Source organism: Rosenbergiella australiborealis, from assembly GCF_018494035.1.
GTDB classification, from domain to species: domain Bacteria; phylum Pseudomonadota; class Gammaproteobacteria; order Enterobacterales; family Enterobacteriaceae; genus Rosenbergiella; species Rosenbergiella australiborealis.
In genome coordinates, this window is record NZ_JABBFO010000003.1 from 1 (window position 1) to 22,923 (window position 22,923).

The window sequence follows — 22,923 nt, forward strand, 5'->3', positions numbered from 1 at the left end:
TAATCTGGTACGTCGCCTGGTCACGTGAGCCACTGATACGCTTAAAATGCGTCACCACACCATGCACCACTTTCTGCTCGATCACCCCGATCAGAGGCCCGGTTCCCATAGTCAGCGTGGCAGGTTTGGTCAACAGTTGCGCTGAACTGATATTCTGATCGCTGCTGGTAAAGATGATGTCGTAGTGGTAATGCTCACTCATGAACTCCTTACCGTTAAACTCTTCCACATCCAGTGAAGCTGTGCAGGACGGAATATCCAGACGGTAGCGGTTCAGCCCGCCTTCAGTTAGCGCAGACAGGGTGTTCTTAAGCGTATCTGTCAGACTCATGATTTTGACTCCATGGGATAACCTGCAGTCCATGACTTCATCCCTTTTTCACGCTGCCAGACATGGCTCATTTCGTGTATAAACATATGCTGAAGCGAATACAGTGATTGTGAAAAATCATCCCGGTAGTGATTGATGAAGTAGATTTCACCATTAGGCACCATTGCCGTATTCGCATCCTGCGCATTAAATGGCAGATAACTGCCATGATGCATTTTCACCTTCTCATAATCGATCCGATTACCGAATACCGTTCTGGCTAAAGCGATTTCCCCGGAGGTTAGTTTTCTGACGGAATTGTCGCCGTGACTCTTGCTGTCCTTCTTTTTCTTCTTCCCTGCATCATGAAGGGTCATTCCCTGCCTCCGAATTAGCATTCAGCCGCGCCTGAAAATTCAAGTCCAATCCCTTTGACATTCCAGCTAAGCGTCAGGGTGTGTGGTTTTTGTTTTGCGGCCATATGGGTCAGCAACTGGTGGCCCAGCACCGGTAGGATTTGCTGATTGAGTAGGCTGTCGACGTTGCGAGCCCCGGTATCCGGCAACAGGCAGGCGGCAGCTAGTGCGTCATACAGACTGCTATCAATATGGGTGGTCAGTCCGTAGTGACGGTTCAGGCGCTTGCTGACCTTTGATAGCTTCATTTCCACGATGGTACGCATCGCCGCTTCTGCCAGTGGCCGGTAAATCACAGTCTGGAAACGGGCCAATAGGGCAGGCTGGAAGTGGTCGCGCAATATCGGGCGTAGCATTTCGTGCAGGTCTGCTTCAGTAGCATCCGACTGTTCGTCGAGCCACTGCATCAGGGGGGCGCTGCCGAGGTTTGAGGTCATCAGGATAACGGTGTTACGGAAGTCAATTTCACGCCCTTCGCCATCGCGCATAAAGCCACGGTCGAAGACCTGATAAAACAGATTCATCACATCGCGGTGCGCTTTCTCCACTTCATCCAGTAGCACTACGCTGTATGGACGCTTGCGCACTGCTTCAGTGAGAATACCGCCCTGACCGTAGCCGACATAACCCGGCGGTGATCCTTTCAACTGGGAAACGGTATGCGGTTCCTGATATTCCGAGAGGTTAATCGTGATAAGGGATTTCTCCCCGCCATACAGTGTATCAGTAAGCGCCCGCGCGGTTTCGGTTTTGCCCACACCGCTCGGGCCAACCAGCAGGAAAACGCCCTGCGGGCCATTCTCGGATGTCAGCCCGGTTTTTGCCGCACGCAGGCGCTGGGCGATGGCGTTAAGGGAGGCATCCTGACCGACCACCCGCTTGCCGATTTCATTTTCCAGTGTCAGCAGCTCGGTCTGCTCGTCTTTCATCAGGGAAGAGAGCGGCACACCGGTCCAGTCGGCAATCACGTTAGCAACGGCACGGGTGTCGACATCCAGCTGAATAAGGGCATTACCCTGTTGTTCATTTTCCAGTTTCTGCTGAAGGTGCAGAATTTCTGCCTGCTGGCTGATATTCTGGCGGCTGGCCATCAGCTGCTGTGCCAGCACCTTTTCGTGGCTGAAACGTGCTTCCTGCTCCGCGATACGTGCTTCCAGTTCAGCCCGCTGTTGCTCAATCTCACTCAGACGCTCACCGTGGGCGCTGCTGCCTACTGCAATATCTTCCAGCAGTGTCTGTTCTTCGAGCACCAGCGCGGTCAGCTGCGCTTTTAGGCGTACAATCGCTTCCGGTACGGTATCAAGGCTCATACGTACGCGGGCAGCGGCGGTATCCAGCAGATCAACGGCCTTATCCGGCAGCTGACGGCCCGTCAGGTAGCGACATCCGGCAGCTGACGGCCCGTCAGGTAGCGACATCCGGCAGCTGACGGCCCGTCAGGTAGCGACGGGAGAGAATGACAGCGGCTTTGATCGCATCGTCAGTGATATGGACGTTATGGTGTTTGGCGTAGCGCGATTTGAGGCCGCGAAGCATAAGGCAGGCAGTGTCGTCATCCGGCTCGTCCACCAACACCCGCTGGAAGCGACGCTCGAGGGCAGCATCTCGCTCAAAATATTGTTTGTATTCAGACCATGTAGTCGCGGCGATGGTGCGAAGTTCGCCACGCGCCAGAGCGGGTTTCAGCAGGTTCGCCGCATCCGCGCCGCCCGCCTGATTACCGGCACCGATAATGGTGTGGGCTTCGTCGATAAACAGCAAAATCGGCGTTGGTGACTGCTGTACCGCGTCAATGACGTTTTTCAGACGCTGTTCAAATTCACCTTTCACACCTGCACCCGCCTGTAACAGGCCGAGGTCAAGGGTACGCAGCATGACCGGCTTCAGGCTTTCCGGCACGTTGCCTTCGGCGATACGCAGCGCCAGGCCTTCGACCAGCGCAGTTTTACCGACGCCCGGTTCACCGACCAGGATCGGGTTGTTTTTGCGACGGCGCGAAAGAATATCCACCATCTGGCGGATCTCGATGTCGCGGCCAAACACCGGGTCAATCCTGCCCTTTTTCGCTGCGGCGGTGATATCGAGCGTAAATTTGTCGAGCACGTTTTGCAGCGCCGGGTTTAGCTCACCCTCTTTCAGTTCTACCTCCACCGGACGTCCCATAAATTCCACTTCACCACCGTGGATCTGCGCCAGCTTCGCTTCCTGCTGCACTTCAGGGCGCTCTTCTGACTGAGCGTCCAGCAGAGGACGTAGGCGCTCCAGTTGGCTCTGGCCGAGCGTCAGTAGTGGCCACAAACCATCACAGCGTACTAGGTTCTGCTTATCGACCAGTGCCATGAGAAGATGGACGCTGCGGATAGACTCTTCACCGTTAAGCGAGGCGATCAGCCAGGCTTTCTGCATCAGGATCTGAATGGCATCAGACAATTGCGGACGATGGCGTACCGAGCGCGGCTGATTATCCAGCCAGCCCAGCAAATCCTGCCAGAGGGTATCCATATCCCACTCGTAGCGACGGGCCAGTATGGTCAGGTCACCTTCCCCTTGCTCCAGCTGTTTCAACAGCCAGTGCTCCGGTAAAATTTCTGCGTGGGCACGCGTCTGACACAGAGAGGCTGCCCCTTCCATTGCACGGGCGCAGTAAGGGTTAAGACGTCGAAGAAGGATTGCCGGGTTTTCCATGTTTGCTTGCTCACTGTTGAGAACTGTTCAGGCACGCTACCGCCCCTGGCCGTTACCGAGGTCCATAAGGTCTGTTTCCGGGATGTGATGTTTTTTGCTCAACGCCCGCACAGGCAGACGCTCAGCAAAGAAGGGCGGGCAGAATGGGCTGCCCGTCCAGAGCGTTACGCTAAAGAGTTCGTGCTTTAGTAAGGCAGCAAGCGAGTTCCTCCCCGGGAGTTTATATAAGTCAGTGACCCACGGTGCATGAGTACAGCCAATGCCGCTACAGCGCGAAATATGACGCCTAACCTAGGCAGTAGCACGTTCGTTCCACGAATCGGAATGAATGATGTTGCCGTCTTTGTAGGTCCAGGTGATTTTTTCGTAACGTAACTCAATTTCTTCGAGATGATTGTGCTTCTCGAAATCCGGGTTTTTGATGTCGTGCATTACCGGGTTTACTTTCACCACTTTCACGTTCTCAAGTTTGGTGTTGAAGTATTCAACTTCTTGGCCCGCGTCGTTAATTTTGTACCATTTGAATTCCGCAGACTTCAGGGTCTGACCAGTGGTTACAGCCTTGTAAAGGTATGGACTGGAGGAGTCGATTTCTTTGGTGAACTTGAATGGGGTATGGATACGGGTACCGGTCAGCTTGCCGGTGTTGTTATCGGTCGGGATATACAGGTTATGCTCCTGCGCTACCACTTCGATGCTGCCGTCACGATCCTGAACGTCAACAGAACCCTTGATGTCCGCGCCGCCGTCGTCTTTCAGCCAAAGATAAACAGGAATTGCCATGGAATTACTCTCCATTGTGTTGTGAAGGGTCATCATCCTGTGATGACGCTTGGGGGTGATCCGGTATCTGGCAGGCACTGGCCTGCGGTACCAGACTAATTTCGACACGGCGGTTGAGCGTGCGCCCATTCGGGGTGTCGTTGGTTGCGATCGGACGGCTGTCGCCATATCCTTGCACCGCAAAACAGCTTTCTGGTACGTCACCGGTGTCACGCATCCAGTCGCGTACCGCTGCGGCACGCTCAAGCGACAGCGTCTGGTTCAGCTGTGCTGTACCGGTATTATCTGTATGACCGGCAACCACAATCAGCCAGCCCGGCTTCGCCTTGATGCCGATCAGGGAGTTTACAAGCCATTTGGTGGAGCCCGCTTTCAGCATCGCTTTGCCGGAGTCGAACAGCGACATACTGTCGAGACGAATTATTTTGGGTACCGGCTTTGGCTTCGATTTTGGCGGTGGCGGCGCAGGCACATAGCTATCAATGGCCTGCTGCACGGCCAGCCACAATCGGTTACCCGGATACAGTCCGAGCCCGTAGCGATGGGGTTCTCCCTGACGCTGCCAGCGCTCCAGCAGCAGCACATCCTGTTGCAGGGCATGCAGGGCCTGTGCTTTTGGAGCATAGTGGTTCATCGGGATAGCCTGCCAGCGCTGAAGGTCGGCGCTGATTTTGCGGATCAGCGCCTGGTTATGCCACACGGATAGAGCAATAGCCCCTAGGGTGCATAACAGCAGAACTATCACCACCCGACGTCCGGTTCTGCCCCCCGGTAACGGGGTGGTATAAGGGGCTAGCAGCGCAAGGAGCGCATCAGCAAAATGCCAGCGGGGCTGATAAGCCGTAACACGACTGGCAGGGGTAATGCGGGTCTGGCGGAACAATAACTGGGGCCACAGCGCGGCTATCGAGGTGGATATCGCTCCGAGACGCAGGGTGACAGCAAAGGGGTATACGGCCGGACACAGCCTGTCCACTTTGCCCAGTTCGTTCAGTATCATGGCGTGCAGCAGCGACGTCGCCTGGGTCAGGTACGGCTGAATAAGAGCCGTCTGCGGGGACTGCTGCCATTCGCTGAGGGTGACAGCAGGTTCGTCTTCTAGACAGACCAAAGCCGTATTGCCCCGTACCACTATCCAGGGTGTTTGCGGGCCGCTGAATTCGGCATTCAGAACCACCGGCAGGCTATAGCCGGTCAGGTTCCGCAACTGCTTCATCTGCAGACGCAGCATCTTAAGAGAGGCGCGCAGCAACGCCTCATCCTCATGCTGGTCCGGTAGACAGCGGTACATCACGGATAACTGGCCAGCCATCGTCGGCGTACGAGCCAGTAGATACTCTACAAAAGGCGTGAGTCCGGTCAGCTCGGCAACCCGCAGATACCAGCCCTGCGCCGTGCCCCGACTCGGACCTGCCGCAAACATGGCATCCTCCACATCACCGCAGACCAGTACTATCGGTCCGGTATGGCTTTCTGGTGGGAGATGACCGGCTTCATCGGTCTGCTGTGCAGGCTGTTGTTGACGGTAACGCCAACGAATAAGGGCAGCGGAAAACAGCAGTGTGGGCAGCGTTAGGACCGATTTAGCGACAACCGACGATGCGAGAAATCCCCATACCAGCCACAACACTGCGATAACACACAGTAATACCGGTAGCGCTGCTTGGGTAAGAGTTTGTCCACGCATCAGGGCTGCTCCGGCAGTTGCTGGTGTAGCAGATCCTGCAACCACAGATAACCACCCAGCCACATTGCACCGGTCAGGATCACCGCCAGTAGAGTCCAGAACCAGACAGATCGCAGCAGGTTATAACGGCGGCGTCCGGTTTTTTGCACCACCAGTGATCCCCCCGTTTTCAGTGGCGGCACTCGCTCATTCAGGGTAGCGATCACCTCATCACGCTGAGACTGCCCGACACCAGAGAGGCTGTATTGCCCTTGGAATCCCAGCGCCAGTACCCGCTGATAGCAGGTCAGCACCGCAGCCTCCGGCGCAGGCTGACGCAGCACCCCTGCAATACGATCGTACAAGGCGCCGCCTGCTCTCAGGGAGCCGAAGTAGACCGCCTGAAGTGGCGCAGTGCGCCAGGCGCGTTGCGCGGCATCAAGGGGCATATTGAGCGCATTGGGTACCGTGTCGCCGGATATGATCGCTTGTTGCGTCTCCGGCTTACGGTTCATGACGGTTTCGTCTAGCAGGGCGCACTGGGCATAAGTGATATGATCAATACTTTCAGCATCCAGCCCCGCACGCTCCAGCGCCTTGCGTACGCCCTCTACCTGCGCTTTGCAGGCCGCGTACAGCGCAGGACCGTCTGTTACCAGCCCACCGTGGCGTAGCTGCGCCACGGTAAGCCAGGTCTGCGCCATTAAGGCATCAATGTCGATAGCCTTATTCATGAGCGTAACACCGCAAACAATTCAAGCTCCAGCTCGCCGAGCAGGGAGGGAACGTAAAATACGCACACACCCTGATCCAGCATTTCACGGGCCGCATCACTCTCCATGTCCAGTACAAAGTACTGGTTTCCTAAACGCACCGGCAGCGCCGCCGGGACACGGCTCAGGGTAATGAGGCCAATTCCCTCTACAGCCACGCCGGATACTTCGCCGACATTCGCCGGAGCACCGGCAATACACATTTCTGCGAAGCGTTCGGCGATCTGCCATGCAGACTGACTGGCTCGGACGGAAAGATAGAAATCCGCTTCATCGCGCAGACGAATATCATGCAGTACGGCTTTCCAGGTCTCCGGATCCAGACGATCCATCCTGACCGCTACTACACGTGACGGTAGGCTAGCTTCCAGCAGTTCACTGATGAGGTCAAAAAGCGGTGGGAAGGTGTTTTCCGGTGTCCGGTGGTCATACCCCGGGATTGCTTCTAGATCGTGTTCCAGCGAGAAGGTCAGCATACTGCCAGCAAGACGCGCCAGCTCGGCCCAGACTTGTTCAGGGTGCCGATTGGGAAAACGTTCAAATTCAGAGAGTACCCGGGCATGGGAGTTCAGGGCATTCAGCAGCCAGAAAAGCGAAACATCAGCGACCGCAAAATCGGCCATCCTATCATTGCTTTCGCGACGCATGGACATTAGACGCTGACGACGGGAGCGCAGCTGACGATTTAGCAGTGCTAGGCGATCACACAGCTTACGGCTAGCTGAAAACAGCGCTATCGGTGGGATAAAATCCGGGTCATGACGCCAGCGTCCCTGTCCATCCTGCAACAGACGGGCAATGGCGCAGGTATCCCAAGCACTGTTGTCCTCATGGTCAAAACGAAAGGCCAGATTAAAACGCGCCACCGCCATGGGCTCTTCATCCTGGCCGAAACGGTCAACGATGCTTTCCCACGCCTCGATATAGCGCAGCGGACGTTCTGTCGGCTGCGCATCGGTCTGGACATTGATGCTCCCCGCCTGCATGACGGGCAGCGCAACGTAAACGGTGACCGCGGCATTGCCGCTGGAGGCAAACACCTCTACCTCGCGAGGTGCAGGAGGCAGGTCGCTGTGACGGGTATCAATCAGCGTATCATCCGGGAGCCACAGGTGAAGTGACTGCGCCTGTACACGTCCTGATGCCAGCATGGCTTCATCCAGTTCAACATGAGCGACCCCCCAAGGGAACGCACTGCCACGAGCGGCAATATTGGCGCGGCAGAGTGCCTCCCACTCAAACTGCTGCTGGAACTGCTGAGGGGCCAGAAGGGCGCCTTCATTCCATAACGGACGATGAATTTTCATCCCTGATTTTCCTCGCCTTACGACTTGGCTTTTGGCATCTGAGAAACCAGTGACAGGTTAACGTCCATGCCTTCCACCTGAAAGTGCGGCACCGCATAGAGTTTCACGCGGAAGAAGCCCTGATTGTCTTCGATGTCTTCCACCACCACTTTCGCATCACGCAGCGGGTGAGAAGCCTGCAGTTCGTCGCCCGGGTCGGTCATTTCGGTCACCAGACCACGTACCCAAGTGTTCAGCTCCAGCTCCAGCAGACGACGGTCTTTGGTTGTGCCGATATTTTCACGCTGAATCAGCTTCAGGTAATGCGCAATACGCGACAGCAGGAAAATGTACGGCAGACGGGCATTGATGCGGCTGTTAGCCGTTGCATCTGCGCTGTCATACAACGCAGGCTTCTGCGTCGAATTCGCCGAGAAGAAGCAAGCATAATCGCGGTTCTTGTAGTAGGACAGCGGGATAAAGCCCAGATTGGCAAACTCGAATTCGCGGGTTTCAGGGATCATTACTTCTGATGGGATCTTTACCTGATTGCCAGTACCCAGATCGTACAGATGAATAGGCAGGTCTTGCACGGCACCACCGGCCTGCGGGCCACGAATTTGCACACACCAACCGTTGTTGTTGAAGCTGCGAACCATGTTAGAAGCGAATGAAAACGAGGCGTTAGTCCATAGGTATTTGTTGTGATCCGGGCCTTTAACTTCTTCCACATAATTGAAACTGCGTACGGGTACGGTATCCGGACCATACGGCAGGCGACCCAGTACACGCGGCATCACCAGACCGATATAACGAGCATCATCCGTCTCGCGGAAGGATTTCCACTTGATGTACTCGGCACGGTCGAAGTAGTTGCCAATATCCTTGATGGCCGCCACTTCCTCCATCGAATCCTTGAGGAAAAATTTCGGGCCAGTCGATCCAATAAACGGCATATGCGCGGCGGCAGATACTTTTGAAATATTGCGCAGGAGCGCGATATCCTGCGCAGACGCATCAAATTCGTAAGCGGAAATCAGCGCAGCGATCGGCTCTCCCCCCGGTGTGTCATACTCATCAATATACGTATGTTTATACAGTCCACTCTGGATGATTTCCGGACTGTCTTCAAAGTCCTGACGCAGGTCTTCTTTGGACATATCCAGCAGTTCGACGCGCACGTTCTGGCGGAAATCGGTTTTGTCGATCAGAGATTTCACACCACGCCACAGGCTCTCGACTGCCTGGAATTCTTCGCTATGCATTACCGCATCCAGCTGACGGCTAATCTGCCAATCCAGTTCCGCGATATGGTGGTCAATCAGGTTTTTGTCGAGTTTTTCAACGGTTGAGCCCGATTTTTTCAGACACTCTAGGAATACCTGCATCCCTGCAGTTAATCGTTCATCCGCAGTCGCTTCCGACATCGCCTGTGCGTCCTGCCAGATGTCCAGCGGCACTCAGCTCGGACACCGGGTTCAGATTAATTTTTTCAAACAGGGACGCATAAACCCCATCCGCAGCAGGACGTTCCAGTACCACGCTTTCGCCACTCGTCCCATTCTCATTTTTTACCGACATCAGCATCTTCCTTATTAATCCGTTAAATCATGGTGACCGTTATGGCTGTTTCGGGGCTAGGGTAGAAAGCTCGGCTCTGAGTTTTGCACTCAACGTCGGGTCGAGCAGAATTTTTTCCAGCTCCTTACGGAAAGTCTGATTGTCCAGCAGGTTTGCTTTTAAATCGCGAAGCAGGTTACGCATGGAAAGCATTGCCTTCAGTTGGGGGATTTGACGGGAAACCTGCTCAGGGGTGAAATCCTTCATGCTTCGGAAGGTCAGATCGATGGTGTCTTCGCTGCCGTCATCAGTCAGTGTGTTTTTAACGCTTAGATTAACTTTTGGGGAATATTCGGACAGCACAGAATCAACATTATTTTTATTCAAATCCACTTTTTTGCGCTCAGATAGGGGGACAGACTCTTGACCATTACTGAAGTCGCCTGCTATGAGCAATTTCAGGGGGAGTTCCGTTTTCTTGCTCGTTCCTCCTGTATGCAGGTCAAGTTTTAGATTAATACGTGCCTTTGGCACTTCATTCTGGAAACTATCAGCCATCTCATCATCCCTCGGTTTATCGCTGCGCACACTTTCAGACTAAAGTGATTTTCACACGAAAATAGAATAATGATCGACTTAAGATCAAACAAACCAAACTTTAAATTGTAAAAATGCAATCTATAGGAATTTTACACTAAAATTGTAATGGATGATTGCACTCTAATGACAGTAAAATGAACTGCCATTAGCTAACAAAACAAATATTTATATTGCTGTAGTAAAAATGAATGGATAATTGTTAACGAAAAGATCTTGAATTGATTTACATCAATATCAGGGGGGGGGAAATGCCCATGTTTTTTGAAGATAGGGTTTTAGATCAGAAATAGATAGAAGGGGTGGAAAGTTATAGTTTTGCTTTATGTGGGAAACACAGCAGTAACCATAAGGAAGCGTCAGGAACATAATCGGTTTTATATTTCAGCGAAGAACGTTTTATGAAGTGTTAGGATTGTATTGCGATCCTGTCAGGCTTCCAGGGTATTAATATTTATCAGCATTTTTCACACTGCCAGACTTGAATGTAAAGCGCAGAATCGATGACCAGTATTCACTCGTTAATTATGACTAAAAGGTAGAGTCATATAAAAATCTTGGGGCTTTCACCGAAAAATACATGTTCTACTAATTGGATGCATCACCTACTCTCAATGATATCCACTGAGGGTAGGTGAGATATGGCGGTAATTATTCGTGATTAGATACTTCTATTTGTGTTAATATATTTCTGAATATTAAAAAAGGAGATATATAAATGGAAAAAATGATAGCGGTGTTATTTTTTATCTTTTCACTTACGGGTTGTGCAACTATTGTAGGTAATGATACGCAGTTAGTTCAGGTAAATAGTGACCCGTCAGGTACATCGTTCCAAATTAAAGATGATTTAGACACAGTAGTGGCTCAAGGGACGACTCCACAAGGAGTGACGCTAGCCAAATCTGATGGAAGTTATTTTGGGAAAAAGAATTATCAAATTACGTTTAGTAAAGAAGGATACTCCCCCGTAACTCTCCCATTAAAAGCCAGTGCTAACGGCTGGTATATCGGGGGTAATATAATATTTGGTGGATTGATAGGATGGTTGGCGGTAGACCCGTTTAATGGTGGAATGTATACATTAAAGCCCAAATCATTCAGTCCAATATTAGCACCACAAACAAAATAGTATATAGCCACCGATATGGACTGCACCCCAAAAGTTGGACACCCAACTGAGTAAGGTGCAGTTTTTTATTACTATAATCTAGTAGCAAGTCCCTCCGGCGTGGTGTGAACCTTTACCGCCGTGGGGGTGAGTTCCTTTAGGACAAGCCATCGCAGATGAAGCGAAACAAAGGGGCATCATGACAGCTTTACATATTTTTATCCTAAGTAGTTGATTTGATTGGCCGATAGGGAAAGAGGTGTAGCTAAAAAATGGATCAGTAGCATAAAATTACAATCTATATGTAAACAAATCGAAAAAACAGTTGATGTAAATATAAAATAAAATAATGCTATAGTATCTTTCCTAAAAAATAAGCCGCAATGATACGTCTAACTACACTAAGAGGCGATAAGCTGCTTGTAGCTTCTAGCCAAATCATGACAGTAGAAAGCCACGGAAGTAAATCCATTATCAAACTTGGAGATAAACACGAGAAAATCTTTGTTAAAGAGAATGTAACAGAGATAATAAAACTAATTGATTCTGAGACAGTAGATAAAAAACAATAATATACGGATAGCAATAAAGTAAAGCACCGTTAATATTAGTTAGCGATGCTTTACGCCTAATGCTACTATTACTTTATCTATTGATCATGAGACTTTTTAATCTATATTTTTACTGTATTCGCTTTACCTAATGTTACTACAGTGACAGCAATGGTTATTGGACTCGTTAGCATGTAATACGATGGTTAAATAATGGATATAAGGTAAGGTATTTGCGATCATTTATTTTACATTACATCTTAATAACTAATCACTTTTGATTTATCAAAGGATTGCAGATTAACTCAGAATAAAGATATAGACTTGTTACCTTTAACTCATTGATTGAATTATTTTTTTATTAGAGCGATTATCCTCTACAACTTTTTATTGCTATCCAGTAGCTATTATTGAGAATAGCGGGAAATGATATTTAGTAATAGGGCATTGACGGATTAGTCATAGCCGTCAGATAAATAAACGTACAGCACTTTCTGTGGGTGGTAAGATGCTGTAATACTATTGTTGTGAATGGCTCATTACGATGTTCGCATTATCTCCCCGTATTATTACAGGGAAATAATGGTTTATTGAGAAGATTAGGACTTAATGGGCCAGTGGATCGCTGGGAGTTTGCGCGGGACAACTGTTGCGAAAAGATCACCTTGGAAAGCCTTAACCCCGGCTAAACGTAACCATGACCACTCTTCTGCTTGAGTTATCCCGGAGGCAATAACTTGAATCTCTAAGGATGAACAAATCTTAATGATAGATTGGTTGATTGCCTGCTTTGGACCATTTTTATGCACGTTTTGTAATAGATCACTATCGATCATCACTAATTCTGGTTGTATACGCGTTAGAAGTAATAAACCTGCCATTCCCGCGCCAAAATTATCGATAGCAATACGAATTCCAGCACGTTTGAGTTTCATGACTTCGGCGGTGAACGTTTCATTCTCGTGGACAACACTATCCTCAGAGATTGAAATAACGATTTGTTGCGGCACAAAACCATTTTCTTTTATCGCATTAAGTAAAAAGGTAACAGCGTCAGGGTTTTTAACCAAAGTCATCGGTAACAGTTTTAAGACTAAACTGTAATGATGGAGCTGCAGACTCTTTGCCATACATAAGGCTGTCTGTTTTGAGGATAAGTCAACGTGATAAATTTCATCTCTATCCAGGCTTGCAAAAAATTTCAGCGGAGACTGTCCATCTGCCGCGCGCATTTTTGCTTCGTAACTATATACTTTGCGAGACGAAGGATTGATTATTGGTTGAAAACCGAAAGTGTAAGGAAGATCTTTAACCGCATTGGCTTCTTGCGTTGGGGCAACTTCAATCGGCTCAAATTGCCAACTTTCACTTTCTGCTAACTCCAGATAGCTGTCCTTATTCTCACACTCAACGAAGGTCTTGATGAACTGTAATGTACGATCATCATAGGTCAGTTTGAAGGTGGAGGTCGCTCGCGCTAAAACGGCATCCAGAACAGCTGCTTTTTCGTAATTACGGAGATCAAAAAGCTCCATACCCGAATGCCCGAAATGGCGTTCGACAGAATAGTCGCGTAATAACTCAGTGAGAGAGAAATGACGTTTGTCCTCGCAAATAGTACGATAGAGTTTGTCGACCTCTTCTTCAGGACCTTCAAGTAACTGTAAAAAATGCTCGCCATCAAACAGTAATATGCCAGTCACTTCTACATGGTTATTACGAAGGTTAGCCTTTTCAATAAACTTTTTAACTTCAGGTTCGGAAGTATTTTTACCGATATGACTTCTATAGATGATAGTCGTAAGCATTGATTATCCTGATTAAGGATGATAATTAGTTAGCACTCTAACAAAAACCCTCCAACTATAACAGCAAGAGCCTAGGAGAGAAGTTATCGTTGTTATGTCGATGCTCGCCAGCAAAGATTTCACATTGTATAAAAGACGAGTGTAGTGCGAATCCGCGGCGCGTGCAAAATGTATGAGGGTGCGAATTTACTATTGTATGAGATTAAGTAACAAAATTTTAAAATTGCTGTTTTTGTCGTCAAAAATACGCGTTTTATAAACCTTTCTATAACATTACGCCTGAAACACCGTTCGGCAATCTGATAGCTTATGGTATAGTTTCCATTACTTTCAATGCTAATCATTCATTCAATCATGCTGCAAGCCATCAACCTTAGCTGTTATCGCGATGAACGTGTCTTATTTAAAGACTTAACGTTTACGCTGTCATCGGGTGAAATTATGCAGGTTGAAGGCGAGAACGGTGCCGGAAAGACGACACTGTTACGATTGCTCACCGGTTTAAGTAGACCCGATGACGGGGAAGTAAAGTGGAGTGGGCAATCGATCACTCATCAGCGTGAGTTATGGCATCAGCAGATGATTTATCTCGCCCATCAGCCAGGTGTGAAGCAAGTATTGACTGCTTATGAAAACCTTCGTTTCTATCATCCGACAGCGACAAGAGAGGCTATTTATCAAGCCTTAGAGGCGGTTGAACTTGTAGGCTATGAAGAAATGGCAGTCGCATCTTTTTCAGCAGGACAACAGCGACGGGTTGCCTTAGCCCGTTTATGGCTTACGGACGCTACGCTTTGGATCCTTGATGAACCGTTAACAGCGATTGATAAATGGGGCGTGAGTTCACTTAATGCCAAATTTAAGGAGCATCTCGCACAACAGGGAATTATTGTGTTGACGACACACCAAGATCTTCCACACTCAGCGCACCCTATTAGAAAATTACGTCTAAGCGCTGGAGTTGAATGATGCAAAGGCTTCTACTTCGAGAATTAAAAATCGCCTTTCGCCATCGTGCGGATATTATCAATCCCCTCTGGTTTTTTTTGATTATCGTGACACTCTTTCCATTAAGTATTGGACCGGAAAGCACGCTATTAGCGCGTATTGCCCCGGGAATTGTATGGGTCGCAGCTCTCCTCGCTTCGCTTCTTGGTCTGGAAAGGATGTTCCGTGATGATTTTCTCGATGGCTCGTTAGAGCAATTACTCTTATTACCAACCCCGCTGCCGATGGTCGCACTGGTGAAAGTTTTCGCACATTGGCTGACTAGTGGTCTACCCTTGATTATTCTCTCTCCTTTAGCTTCCCTTTTTTTATCGCTGAATTTTGGTGGTTGGTGGGGGCTTGTGCTGACTTTATTACTGGGTACCCTGACTTTTAGTTTTCTTGGGGCGATCGGCGTGGCGTTAACTGTCGGATTACGAAGGGGGGGCGTACTGTTGAGTCTTCTGGTACTCCCTTTAGCCATCCCGATTTTAATTTTTGCCAGTAGTGCGGTGGATGCAGCAAGTCAAGGGTTAGCCATTTCAGGCTATCTTGCCATTCTTGCTGCGATGCTGGTGGTCAGCCTTGTTTTAGCCCCTTTCGCTATCGCGGCCGCATTACGGGTTAGTTTGCAGTAGACAAAACAATAAAATTATACAGTGAGCATGGTTATGTGGAAACGGTTACATCTTTTAGCGAAGCCTGACCAGTTGTATCGGCTTTGTGGTCAATGTCTACCTTGGTTTGGATGTGGGGCAATCGTCACCCTTATATTAGGTTGGGGGTGGGGATTTATCTTTGCTCCCCCTGATTACCAACAAGGGGAGAGTTATCGCATTATGTATTTACACGTCCCTGCCGCGATGTGGTCGATGGGGATCTATGCAGCAATGGCGGTGAGTGCCTTTACCGGTTTGGTTTGGCAGATGAAGATGTCTGATCTTGTTGCCAGAGCAATGGCCCCTATTGGAGCTGGTTTTACCCTAATAGCTTTAGTGACTGGTGCTGCATGGGGGAAACCGATGTGGGGGACATGGTGGATTTGGGATGCACGCTTGACCTCAGAACTTATTCTACTTTTTCTCTATATGGGGATCATAGCACTGTACCATGCCTTTGATGATCGTCGTGCAGCCGGTCGAGCGGCTAGTATCCTGATTTTAGTTGGTGTGATTAACCTGCCTATCATTCATTACTCTGTACAGTGGTGGAATACCTTACATCAAGGTTCATCTGGCCTATTACAACAAGATATTGCACCAGAAATGCGAACGCCTTTACGTTGGTCGATCTTTGGTTATTTGCTGCTGTTTATCACTCTAACGCTGAGCCGACTACGAAATTTGCTCCTACTTACTGAGCAACATCGTCCTTGGGCGAGAGATATCGCCAGTCAGGAGAAAAAATAATGACACCTGCTTTTCACTCATGGGCCCAATTTGTTGCAATGGGCGGTTATGGTTTCTATGTCTGGCTATCAGTGATCGTCACGGTATCGGTAATGTTGGTACTTACGCTTCATAGCTTCTATCAACGCCATCAACTCTTGATAATAATTGCTTCACGCCAAGAACGTGAAAGGCGGATTATCGCTGCTAAAAAACGTAAGCAAAATGTGGGAGAGGGATGATGAATCTTCGCCGCCGCAAGCGACTTATCACCGTATTAGCCATCATTATTGGGTTGAGTATTGCCACCGGGTTAGTGATGTATGCACTGCGCTCGAATATCGATTTATTCTATACGCCAAGCGAAATTATTAATGGTAAGGGTGAAGAGCACCATATTCCTGAGCCGGGTGAGCGTCTTCGTGTGGGGGGCATGGTGATGCCTGGTAGCGTGAAACGTGATCCAAATACTTTGGCGGTGAGTTTTAAGTTGTATGACGCTAATGGTGTGGTCTCAGTCAGTTATGTCGGTATTTTGCCTGATTTATTCCGAGAAGGGCAGGGGGTGGTCGCACAAGGGGTTTTAGCTCCCGGTCATCTTATCAACGCTGAACAAGTTTTAGCGAAACATGATGAAAAATATACACCACCAGAAATTGAGGATGCCATGAAGAAAAATCATCAGCAAGCAGGGGTGGTGACCTCGGGGAAACAGCCATGATGCCAGAAATTGGAAGTTTTCTGCTCTGTTTAGCCACAGGGCTCGCTTTAATATTGAGCATTTGGCCATTGTGGGGAGCAAGTACGCTGAATTTGCGTTTGATGTCCTTAGCCCGTCCGCTAAGTTATGCCCTTTTCCTTTGTATTGCGTCAGCTTTCTTAATTCTAGTTAATGCTTTTGTTCAAAATGATTTTACCGTGGCTTATGTCGTGGAAAACTCCAATACCTTACTCCCTATTTGGTACCGAATTGCGGCGACATGGGGGGCACACGAAGGATCATTACTGCTTTGGTTATTGATGCTCAGTGGTTGGACATTTGCAGTGGCTTGCTTAAGTCGTAAGATGCCTCTTGACGCAGTTGCCCGTGTACTTGCGGTAATGGGAATGATTAATCTTGGTTTTCTTCTTTTCCTGACGCTCACCTCGAATCCTTTTATTCGTACTTTGCCAAATTTTCCTGTTGATGGCAGTGATTTAAACCCAATGTTGCAAGATATCGGGCTGATTTTTCATCCGCCTTTACTGTACATGGGGTATGTGGGCTTTTCTGTCGCCTTTGCTTTTGCTATTGCATCACTGATGACCGGTCGCTTAGATACGGCTTGGGCTCGCTGGTCACGTCCTTGGACGACCGCGGCGTGGGTATTTTTAACCATTGGTATTGTTTTAGGTTCGGCATGGGCTTACTACGAATTGGGCTGGGGAGGCTGGTGGTTTTGGGATCCAGTAGAAAATGCATCATTGATGCCGTGGCTTGCTGGTACGGCTCTGATTCACTCTCTGGCTGTGACTGAAAAGCGCGGAACATTTAAATCTTGGACAGTACTCCTCGCGATCACTGCATTTTCGTTGAGTTTATTAGGGACTTTTTTAGTTCGTTCAGGCGTACTGGTCTCGGTTCACTCCTTTGCCTCAGACCCGACGCGTGGGGTGTTTATCCTGATTTTCTTGGTCATTGTTATTGGGAGTTCACTGCTGCTCTATGCGTTAAAGGGTGGCAAAGTGAGTAGCCGTATTGATAACCAACTTTGGTCGAGAGAATCATTTTTACTGGGTAATAACGTATTATTAATTGCCGCAATGTTGGTGGTGTTATTAGGCACCTTATTACCTCTTGTGCATAAAGAATTGGGATTGGGCAGTATTTCGATTGGCGAGCCTTTCTTCAACACCTTATTTAGCTGGCTAATGGCGCCTTTTGCGTTGTTCTTAGGTATTGGTCCTCTTGTTCGCTGGCGACGGGATGAGCCCCAAAAATTGGTTAAGCGCTTGGTCATTGCCATGCTGGTCACACTTATTGCGGCGGTGCTCTTGCCTTGGTGGTTGCAGGATCGTATTCAGGGGATGACAGTCGTTGGCTTATTGATGGCTGTTTGGGTGATCATTCTCACCCTGATGGAGCTGCACGAGCGTGCGACTCATCGTCATCGTTTTTGGCAAGGGGTGGTAAAGCTATCACCTAGTCACTGGGGAATGGTGCTCGGGCATTTGGGTGTTGCAGTGACGGTAATTGGAATCGCTTTCAGTACCCAATATAGCGTTGAACGTGATGTGCGAATGAAAACAGGCGACAGCATATCCATTCATGATTACCAATTTACTTTCAGAGGGGTTAAGCCGCTACAAGGTCCTAACTATAGCGGCGGGGAAGGTGTTATTGATGTCACTCGGTTTGGCCGAGTTGAAGCCGTACTTTATGCTGAAAAGCGTTTCTACACAGCTGCTCGTACGATGATGACAGAAGCGGCAATCAATGGTGGCGTGACCCGGGATTTGTATGCGGCATTGGGCGAAGAACTGGATGATGGCTCTTGGGCTGTGCGTATCTATTACAAGCCCTTTGTAAGATGGATTTGGTTTGGGGGTATTTTTATGGCGATCGGCGGTATTTTGTGTATTGCTGACCCTCGTTACCGTTCAGCAAAAAAAACGCGAGCAAAGGAGACGGCGTGTGAATAAAAAAATTCTATTTATCCCATTAATCCTTTTCTTGCTTCTGGCTGCAACCTTGCTGTGGCAGCTAAATCGCAACGCACAAGGTGATGACCCAACTCGGTTGGAATCGGCCTTGATTGGCAAACCCATCCCCACATTTCGCCTTGAATCGTTGTTCACCCCTGGGCAGCGTTTTGACCAGAAAGTTTTGATTGACGGTAAACCTTTATTACTCAATGTGTGGGCAACGTGGTGTCCGACTTGTCGTGCTGAACATCAATACCTCAATCAACTTGCGGAGCAAGGTGTCAGAGTCGTTGGGCTGAATTATAAGGATGATCGGACGAAGGCCATTAATTGGCTTAATACTTTGGGGAATCCCTATTCCTTAAGTTTGTTTGATGGTGACGGTATGCTCGGATTAGATTTAGGCGTCTACGGCGCACCAGAAACCTTTTTAATTGATGGGCAGGGGATTATTCGTTACCGCCATGCTGGCGATATTAATCAACGTGTGTGGCAACAAGAGCTCAAGCCACTCTGGGATAAATACTCACAGCAAGGACAGCACTGATGTTTAGACAATACCTTCTCTTCCTTTGTGGGATAATACTCAGTAGCTCGGTATGGGCGGCAATTGATACCTATCACTTTTCATCTGTTGCCCAAGAGGAGCAGTATCGTCAATTAACGCAGTCGTTGCGTTGCCCCAAATGTCAGAACAATAGCATTGCGGATTCTTCAGCAATGATCGCTGCCGATATGCGAGAAAAAGTGTATCAATTGATGCAGCAAGGACAAAGCCGCCAACAAATTATTGACTATATGGTGGCGCGCTATGGCAACTTTGTTACTTACGAACCCCCCGTGACGCCCTCAACACTGATTTTATGGTTAGGCCCGTTATTTTTTGTGATCGGAGGCAGTTTGGTCATTTTTTTTCGTGCGAAACGATCCCCTCATACTGCTGCGTTATCGGATGCGGAGCGACAACGTTTAGCGCGAATGATCGCCGATAAGGAGCAAGATTAATGGGGCATTTATGGTTAGTGCTACTGCTGTTACTGGGTGCTGCTTCGCTGTGGATAGCGACTGCATTATGTCGAAAACCACAAGATTACGCCCAACTACGAGATCAACTGAACACCCTGTTCTATCGGCAGCGTCTGCGTGAAATTGATGAAGACGAAGAACAAGGTGTTGTGACGGAAAAAACCGAGTTAATCACGGCGCTTCAGCATTCACTTTTATCTGATATACCGGACCATGCACCTAAAGCAGTTAAATTAGGTGGGCGTTGGGTGTTACTTCCAGTAATCCTCGTACTGATAGCGGTATCTGTCGCGATGTACCTCAAGACAGGTGGTATTTTACAGCAGATGGAATTGTCACAAGTTCAACAGGACTACCCACAATTACGGGCTCGGTTGATGGATCCTAATGCTGAACATTTAACGATGGGCGAGTTACAACAGTTCGCCTTAGGATTACGGGCCACACTACAAGATGAGCCAAATAATGTTGAGGACTGGGCAATGCTAGGCCGTTTAGGAATGGTATTGAATAATAGTCAGTTAGCCAGTCAGTCTTTTCAGCGTGCACTACATCTTGCACCGAATGATGCTAATCTAAAAACTGACTATGCAGAGGTCTTAGTGCGATCGCCTGATCCGCAAGATAATCGTCAGGCGCAATTGCTGTTACAAGATATGAGAGTTAAGTACCCTCAAGATACCCGTTTATTAACCTTGTTGGCGGCAGATTTGTATGCTCAGCAGAAATACTCTGAAGCCATTCGTTACTGGCAACAGTTGTTACCAAGCCTAGCAATAGGTTCCCCGCAACGAGAGGCTATCGAAAAAGGAATAGAGCAAGCTAAGACGAATGCTGGTCTACAAACAAGCCAATTGATGTTAACTATTGACTTAAGCACTTCTGCTAAAAGAATGTTGCCGGAAAATGGTGTATTGTATATTTCTGTAACGGATGGTGTTTCTCCTTTACCAGTGGCAGTGAAACGTGTTCCTTTGAGCCATTTCCCTCTAAATCTGGTATTGGATGACAGTAATGCGATGGTCCCTGAGCGATTGCTCTCAGCACAACATCAGCTACAAGTCCGTGCACGTATTTCTCGGGATGGTAGTGCTAAACCACAAAAAGATGATTGGTTTGGCTTGAGTTCAGTGACTCAATTTTCAGGAAATCAGTCACTGTCTGTCATCATAGATCAGCAAGAACCTTAAAAAAATAACGGTGCAAAACATGGCAAAGAGCATGTCTTACCGGCTAACAATATTAAGTTTAGCGACGCTTGTTTTAGTGGGATGTGCGAGTTCAAAAACCGATTCAAGTCAGCAGTCATCACAACGTAGTGATCCGCTGCAAGGTTTTAACCGCACGATGTTTTCGTTCAACTACGATGTGCTAGACCCTTATGTTGTGCGGCCGGTTGCCGTGGCATGGCGTGATTATGTTCCTGTCCCTGCACGTACAGGAATTAGTAACGTTTTAGGCAATTTGGACGAACCGTCCACGATGGTTAACTATTTATTGCAGGGTGATGTTGAAAGAGCGGCTATTCACTTTACCCGCTTTTTTCTTAACTCTACGCTTGGTTTAGGTGGATTTATTGATGTTGCCGGTAAAGCCAATCCACAGCTTGCACGAGAACACGCATTAGGTTTCGGAAGCACATTAGGACACTACGGTGTTGGCTACGGCCCTTATGTTGAACTACCGGTCTATGGCAGCTTTACTGTGCGTCAAGACGGTGGTGATTATGTCGATAAACTTTATGCACCGCTTAGCTGGTTAACGATTTGGCTCTCTGCGGGTAAATGGGCACTGGAAGGTATAGAAACAAGGGCAGAGCTTCTCGATTCTGATGGAATACTCAAACAACAGAGTGATCCTTATGCCTTTATTCGTAATGCTTACTTCCAGCGTTATGATTTCTTAGCTAATGGTGGGAAATTAAAACCTGAAGATAATGCGAATGCCCAAGCTATCCAAGGTGATCTTAAAGATATTGACGGGGATTAAACGGTCTACGCTATCTTTTCAATACGCCCGAATTCGGGCGTTTTTTATACGTTAAATTGTGTTTTTTTTCTACATGTTTACAGCAGGTTGCCGATCATTGTCGTGCAACAGGGTTGACTGTATCACTGAGCTAGGGTAAAAAAGCAGATTCATTGCATGCATTGTCAGCAATGAGCCAACTTTCCATTCAGTAACGGTGCTTTATGCATGTTTATATAATGCGTCATGGCGACGCAGCTCTCGATGCGGCAAGTGACGCGCAACGTCCGTTGACGCGTTACGGTGTTGAAGAAACACAACAAATGTCTCGCTGGTTGGTTGAGCAACAGCCTGCTTTTGATGTGACTTTAGTGAGCCCTTTTCTCCGTGCGCAGCAAACATTCATGCATTTTTCAGAGAATGTACCGCAGAGCGGTAAGGTTGAAACCCTTGAGCTGTTGACGCCTGCAGGTGATGCGAAAGAAGTCAGCGACTATCTGCACGCACTGGCCCGCGAAGGGGTTGATACTGTCATGGTTATTTCTCATCTCCCTCTTGTCGGCTATCTCGTCACGGCGCTTTGCCCTGAACAATGTCCGCCCATGTTTGCAACGGCCGGTATCGCCCATATTGACTATGATGTGACAACCTCGCGTGGCACCTTGTGTTGGCAAGAAAGTCCATCACGATTAGCTGCTGCGATGTAATGAAGTTCGCCCGCCTAGGCTAAAAGAGTGGGGTTATTAGCTCATCGACCTCAATGAGTAACAGAATAGCGGCGTTTCCACCAAACATCTTAGGCGCTTGGTGAAAAGCCATTACGTGCGGGTGCTGGGCTAACCATAGTGGTGTTTGTTGTTTAAGGATATGCTTTCCGTGGCCATGCATGACCGAAGCGCAAAAAAGCCGCTCACGTCGACATGCGGCAATCATGGCACCCAGTTCTTGTTTTGCTTGTCGCTGCGTTAGACCATGTAAATCTAGAAAAATCTCGGGCGTATAGTCTCCGCGACGTAACTTTTTGACTTCATAAGGGCTAACGTCTGCGCGGAGATAACGAACAGGGCCTTCCTCTGCGAGTAGTGGTTGATACTCATCGGAAAAATAGTGGCTATTATCTACCTGTTCGCTAATAAGGCGTTTTACCGGTAGCGCTCGGTCAATTTTTTTAGTGAGCGAATGCAGCACAGTATCTTGCTTAAGGCGACGAGTCTCCCCCATTAAGGTTCTAAACAGGTCGAGATCTTCTTTGTCGAGGGTTTTTTTACTACTCATCGCGATTCCAGCTGCTGAATGATCATCTTGTCATTTTTAACGGCAATG

Annotated in this window: 22 protein-coding genes and 2 pseudogenes; 13 read left to right on the forward strand and 11 right to left on the reverse strand. The window is 48.5% G+C overall.

The window, feature by feature from the left end; translation table 11 throughout:
* From HGT73_RS04725 to tssB, 9 genes and pseudogenes are all read right to left on the reverse strand, one after another.
* Positions 1–331 (reverse strand): contractile injection system protein, VgrG/Pvc8 family (locus HGT73_RS04725; RefSeq protein WP_276516232.1); only part of this gene is annotated, 331 nt, incomplete at its 3' end.
* The gene (locus tag HGT73_RS04730; RefSeq protein WP_407073142.1) at positions 328–708 is read right to left on the reverse strand and encodes a hypothetical protein; all 381 of its coding nucleotides are present in this window, start codon (positions 706–708) and stop codon (positions 328–330) included. The genes HGT73_RS04730 and HGT73_RS04725, both read right to left, overlap by 4 nt.
* Positions 702–3,411, reverse strand: a pseudogene (locus tag HGT73_RS04735) (AAA family ATPase). Before HGT73_RS04735 ends, HGT73_RS04730 begins: the two are co-directional and overlap by 7 nt.
* Before the next feature lie 291 nt (positions 3,412–3,702).
* Positions 3,703–4,194, reverse strand: a complete 492-nt coding sequence (gene hcp / locus HGT73_RS04740; RefSeq protein ID WP_147789493.1) for a type VI secretion system effector Hcp — start codon at positions 4,192–4,194, stop codon at positions 3,703–3,705.
* Between the two features lie 4 nt (positions 4,195–4,198).
* Positions 4,199–5,881 (reverse strand): OmpA family protein, encoded by a 1,683-nt coding sequence (locus HGT73_RS04745; protein WP_214212522.1) that lies wholly within the window; start codon positions 5,879–5,881, stop codon positions 4,199–4,201.
* Complete coding sequence (gene tssL, locus HGT73_RS04750) at positions 5,881–6,594, reverse strand: type VI secretion system protein TssL, short form (protein WP_214212523.1); 714 nt, start codon at positions 6,592–6,594, stop codon at positions 5,881–5,883. The genes HGT73_RS04745 and tssL overlap by 1 nt, the downstream gene beginning before the upstream one ends.
* Positions 6,591–7,940 carry a type VI secretion system baseplate subunit TssK gene (gene tssK, locus HGT73_RS04755; RefSeq protein ID WP_214212524.1) on the reverse strand — a complete coding sequence of 450 codons (1,350 nt, stop codon included), beginning with the start codon at positions 7,938–7,940 and terminating at the stop codon, positions 6,591–6,593. Before tssK ends, tssL begins: the two co-directional genes overlap by 4 nt.
* 17 nt (positions 7,941–7,957) lie before the next feature.
* Positions 7,958–9,506, reverse strand: a pseudogene (tssC, locus tag HGT73_RS04760) (type VI secretion system contractile sheath large subunit).
* Between the two features lie 33 nt (positions 9,507–9,539).
* Positions 9,540–10,037, reverse strand: a complete 498-nt coding sequence (gene tssB, locus HGT73_RS04765) for a type VI secretion system contractile sheath small subunit (RefSeq protein ID WP_214212525.1) — start codon at positions 10,035–10,037, stop codon at positions 9,540–9,542.
* 757 nt (positions 10,038–10,794) lie between these two features.
* Between tssB and HGT73_RS04770 the strand changes: the two genes are divergently transcribed.
* Both HGT73_RS04770 and HGT73_RS15040 read left to right on the forward strand, forming a co-directional pair.
* Positions 10,795–11,208, forward strand: a complete 414-nt coding sequence (locus HGT73_RS04770) for a hypothetical protein (RefSeq protein WP_214212526.1) — start codon at positions 10,795–10,797, stop codon at positions 11,206–11,208.
* Between the two features lie 362 nt (positions 11,209–11,570).
* Positions 11,571–11,759: a flagellar FlbD family protein gene (locus tag HGT73_RS15040; RefSeq protein ID WP_214212527.1), complete on the forward strand. Its 189-nt coding sequence runs from the start codon at positions 11,571–11,573 to the stop codon at positions 11,757–11,759.
* A gap of 578 nt (positions 11,760–12,337) precedes the next feature.
* On the opposite strand, the gene HGT73_RS04780 is transcribed toward HGT73_RS15040, so the two are convergent.
* Positions 12,338–13,546, reverse strand: coding sequence for a diguanylate phosphodiesterase (locus tag HGT73_RS04780; protein WP_214212528.1), 1,209 nt, complete (start codon positions 13,544–13,546; stop codon positions 12,338–12,340).
* Positions 13,547–13,900: 354 nt separating this feature from the next.
* Between HGT73_RS04780 and ccmA the strand changes: the two genes are divergently transcribed.
* The 11 genes from ccmA (at position 13,901) to sixA (ending at position 22,307) form a co-directional block, all read left to right on the forward strand.
* Positions 13,901–14,515, forward strand: coding sequence for a cytochrome c biogenesis heme-transporting ATPase CcmA (ccmA, locus tag HGT73_RS04785; protein ID WP_214212719.1), 615 nt, complete (start codon positions 13,901–13,903; stop codon positions 14,513–14,515).
* On the forward strand, positions 14,512–15,171 hold the full coding sequence (gene ccmB / locus HGT73_RS04790; RefSeq protein ID WP_214212529.1) for a heme exporter protein CcmB: 660 nt from the start codon (positions 14,512–14,514) through the stop codon (positions 15,169–15,171). Before ccmA ends, ccmB begins: the two co-directional genes overlap by 4 nt.
* Positions 15,172–15,204: 33 nt before the next feature.
* Positions 15,205–15,942, forward strand: coding sequence for a heme ABC transporter permease (locus tag HGT73_RS04795; RefSeq protein WP_214212530.1), 738 nt, complete (start codon positions 15,205–15,207; stop codon positions 15,940–15,942).
* Positions 15,942–16,163: a heme exporter protein CcmD gene (gene ccmD / locus HGT73_RS04800; RefSeq protein ID WP_214212531.1), complete on the forward strand. Its 222-nt coding sequence runs from the start codon at positions 15,942–15,944 to the stop codon at positions 16,161–16,163. The genes HGT73_RS04795 and ccmD overlap by 1 nt, the downstream gene beginning before the upstream one ends.
* On the forward strand, positions 16,163–16,642 hold the full coding sequence (gene ccmE, locus HGT73_RS04805; RefSeq protein WP_214212720.1) for a cytochrome c maturation protein CcmE: 480 nt from the start codon (positions 16,163–16,165) through the stop codon (positions 16,640–16,642). The genes ccmD and ccmE overlap by 1 nt, the downstream gene beginning before the upstream one ends.
* Positions 16,639–18,603: a heme lyase CcmF/NrfE family subunit gene (locus HGT73_RS04810; RefSeq protein ID WP_214212532.1), complete on the forward strand. Its 1,965-nt coding sequence runs from the start codon at positions 16,639–16,641 to the stop codon at positions 18,601–18,603. The genes ccmE and HGT73_RS04810 overlap by 4 nt, the downstream gene beginning before the upstream one ends.
* The gene (locus HGT73_RS04815; RefSeq protein WP_214212533.1) at positions 18,596–19,153 is read left to right on the forward strand and encodes a DsbE family thiol:disulfide interchange protein; all 558 of its coding nucleotides are present in this window, start codon (positions 18,596–18,598) and stop codon (positions 19,151–19,153) included. The genes HGT73_RS04810 and HGT73_RS04815 overlap by 8 nt, the downstream gene beginning before the upstream one ends.
* On the forward strand, positions 19,153–19,611 hold the full coding sequence (locus HGT73_RS04820) for a cytochrome c-type biogenesis protein (protein ID WP_214212534.1): 459 nt from the start codon (positions 19,153–19,155) through the stop codon (positions 19,609–19,611). The genes HGT73_RS04815 and HGT73_RS04820 overlap by 1 nt, the downstream gene beginning before the upstream one ends.
* The gene (gene ccmI / locus HGT73_RS04825) at positions 19,611–20,822 is read left to right on the forward strand and encodes a c-type cytochrome biogenesis protein CcmI (RefSeq protein WP_214212535.1); all 1,212 of its coding nucleotides are present in this window, start codon (positions 19,611–19,613) and stop codon (positions 20,820–20,822) included. Before HGT73_RS04820 ends, ccmI begins: the two co-directional genes overlap by 1 nt.
* Positions 20,823–20,853: 31 nt before the next feature.
* Positions 20,854–21,621: a phospholipid-binding lipoprotein MlaA gene (gene mlaA, locus HGT73_RS04830; RefSeq protein WP_214212721.1), complete on the forward strand. Its 768-nt coding sequence runs from the start codon at positions 20,854–20,856 to the stop codon at positions 21,619–21,621.
* 203 nt (positions 21,622–21,824) lie between these two features.
* Positions 21,825–22,307: a phosphohistidine phosphatase SixA gene (sixA, locus tag HGT73_RS04835; RefSeq protein WP_214212536.1), complete on the forward strand. Its 483-nt coding sequence runs from the start codon at positions 21,825–21,827 to the stop codon at positions 22,305–22,307.
* Positions 22,308–22,326: 19 nt separating this feature from the next.
* Here the strand turns inward: sixA and smrB are convergent, their stop codons facing one another.
* Entirely contained in the window at positions 22,327–22,875 is a 549-nt protein-coding gene (smrB, locus tag HGT73_RS04840; protein ID WP_214212537.1) for an endonuclease SmrB, read from the reverse strand.
* Positions 22,876–22,923: the final 48 nt, after the last annotated feature.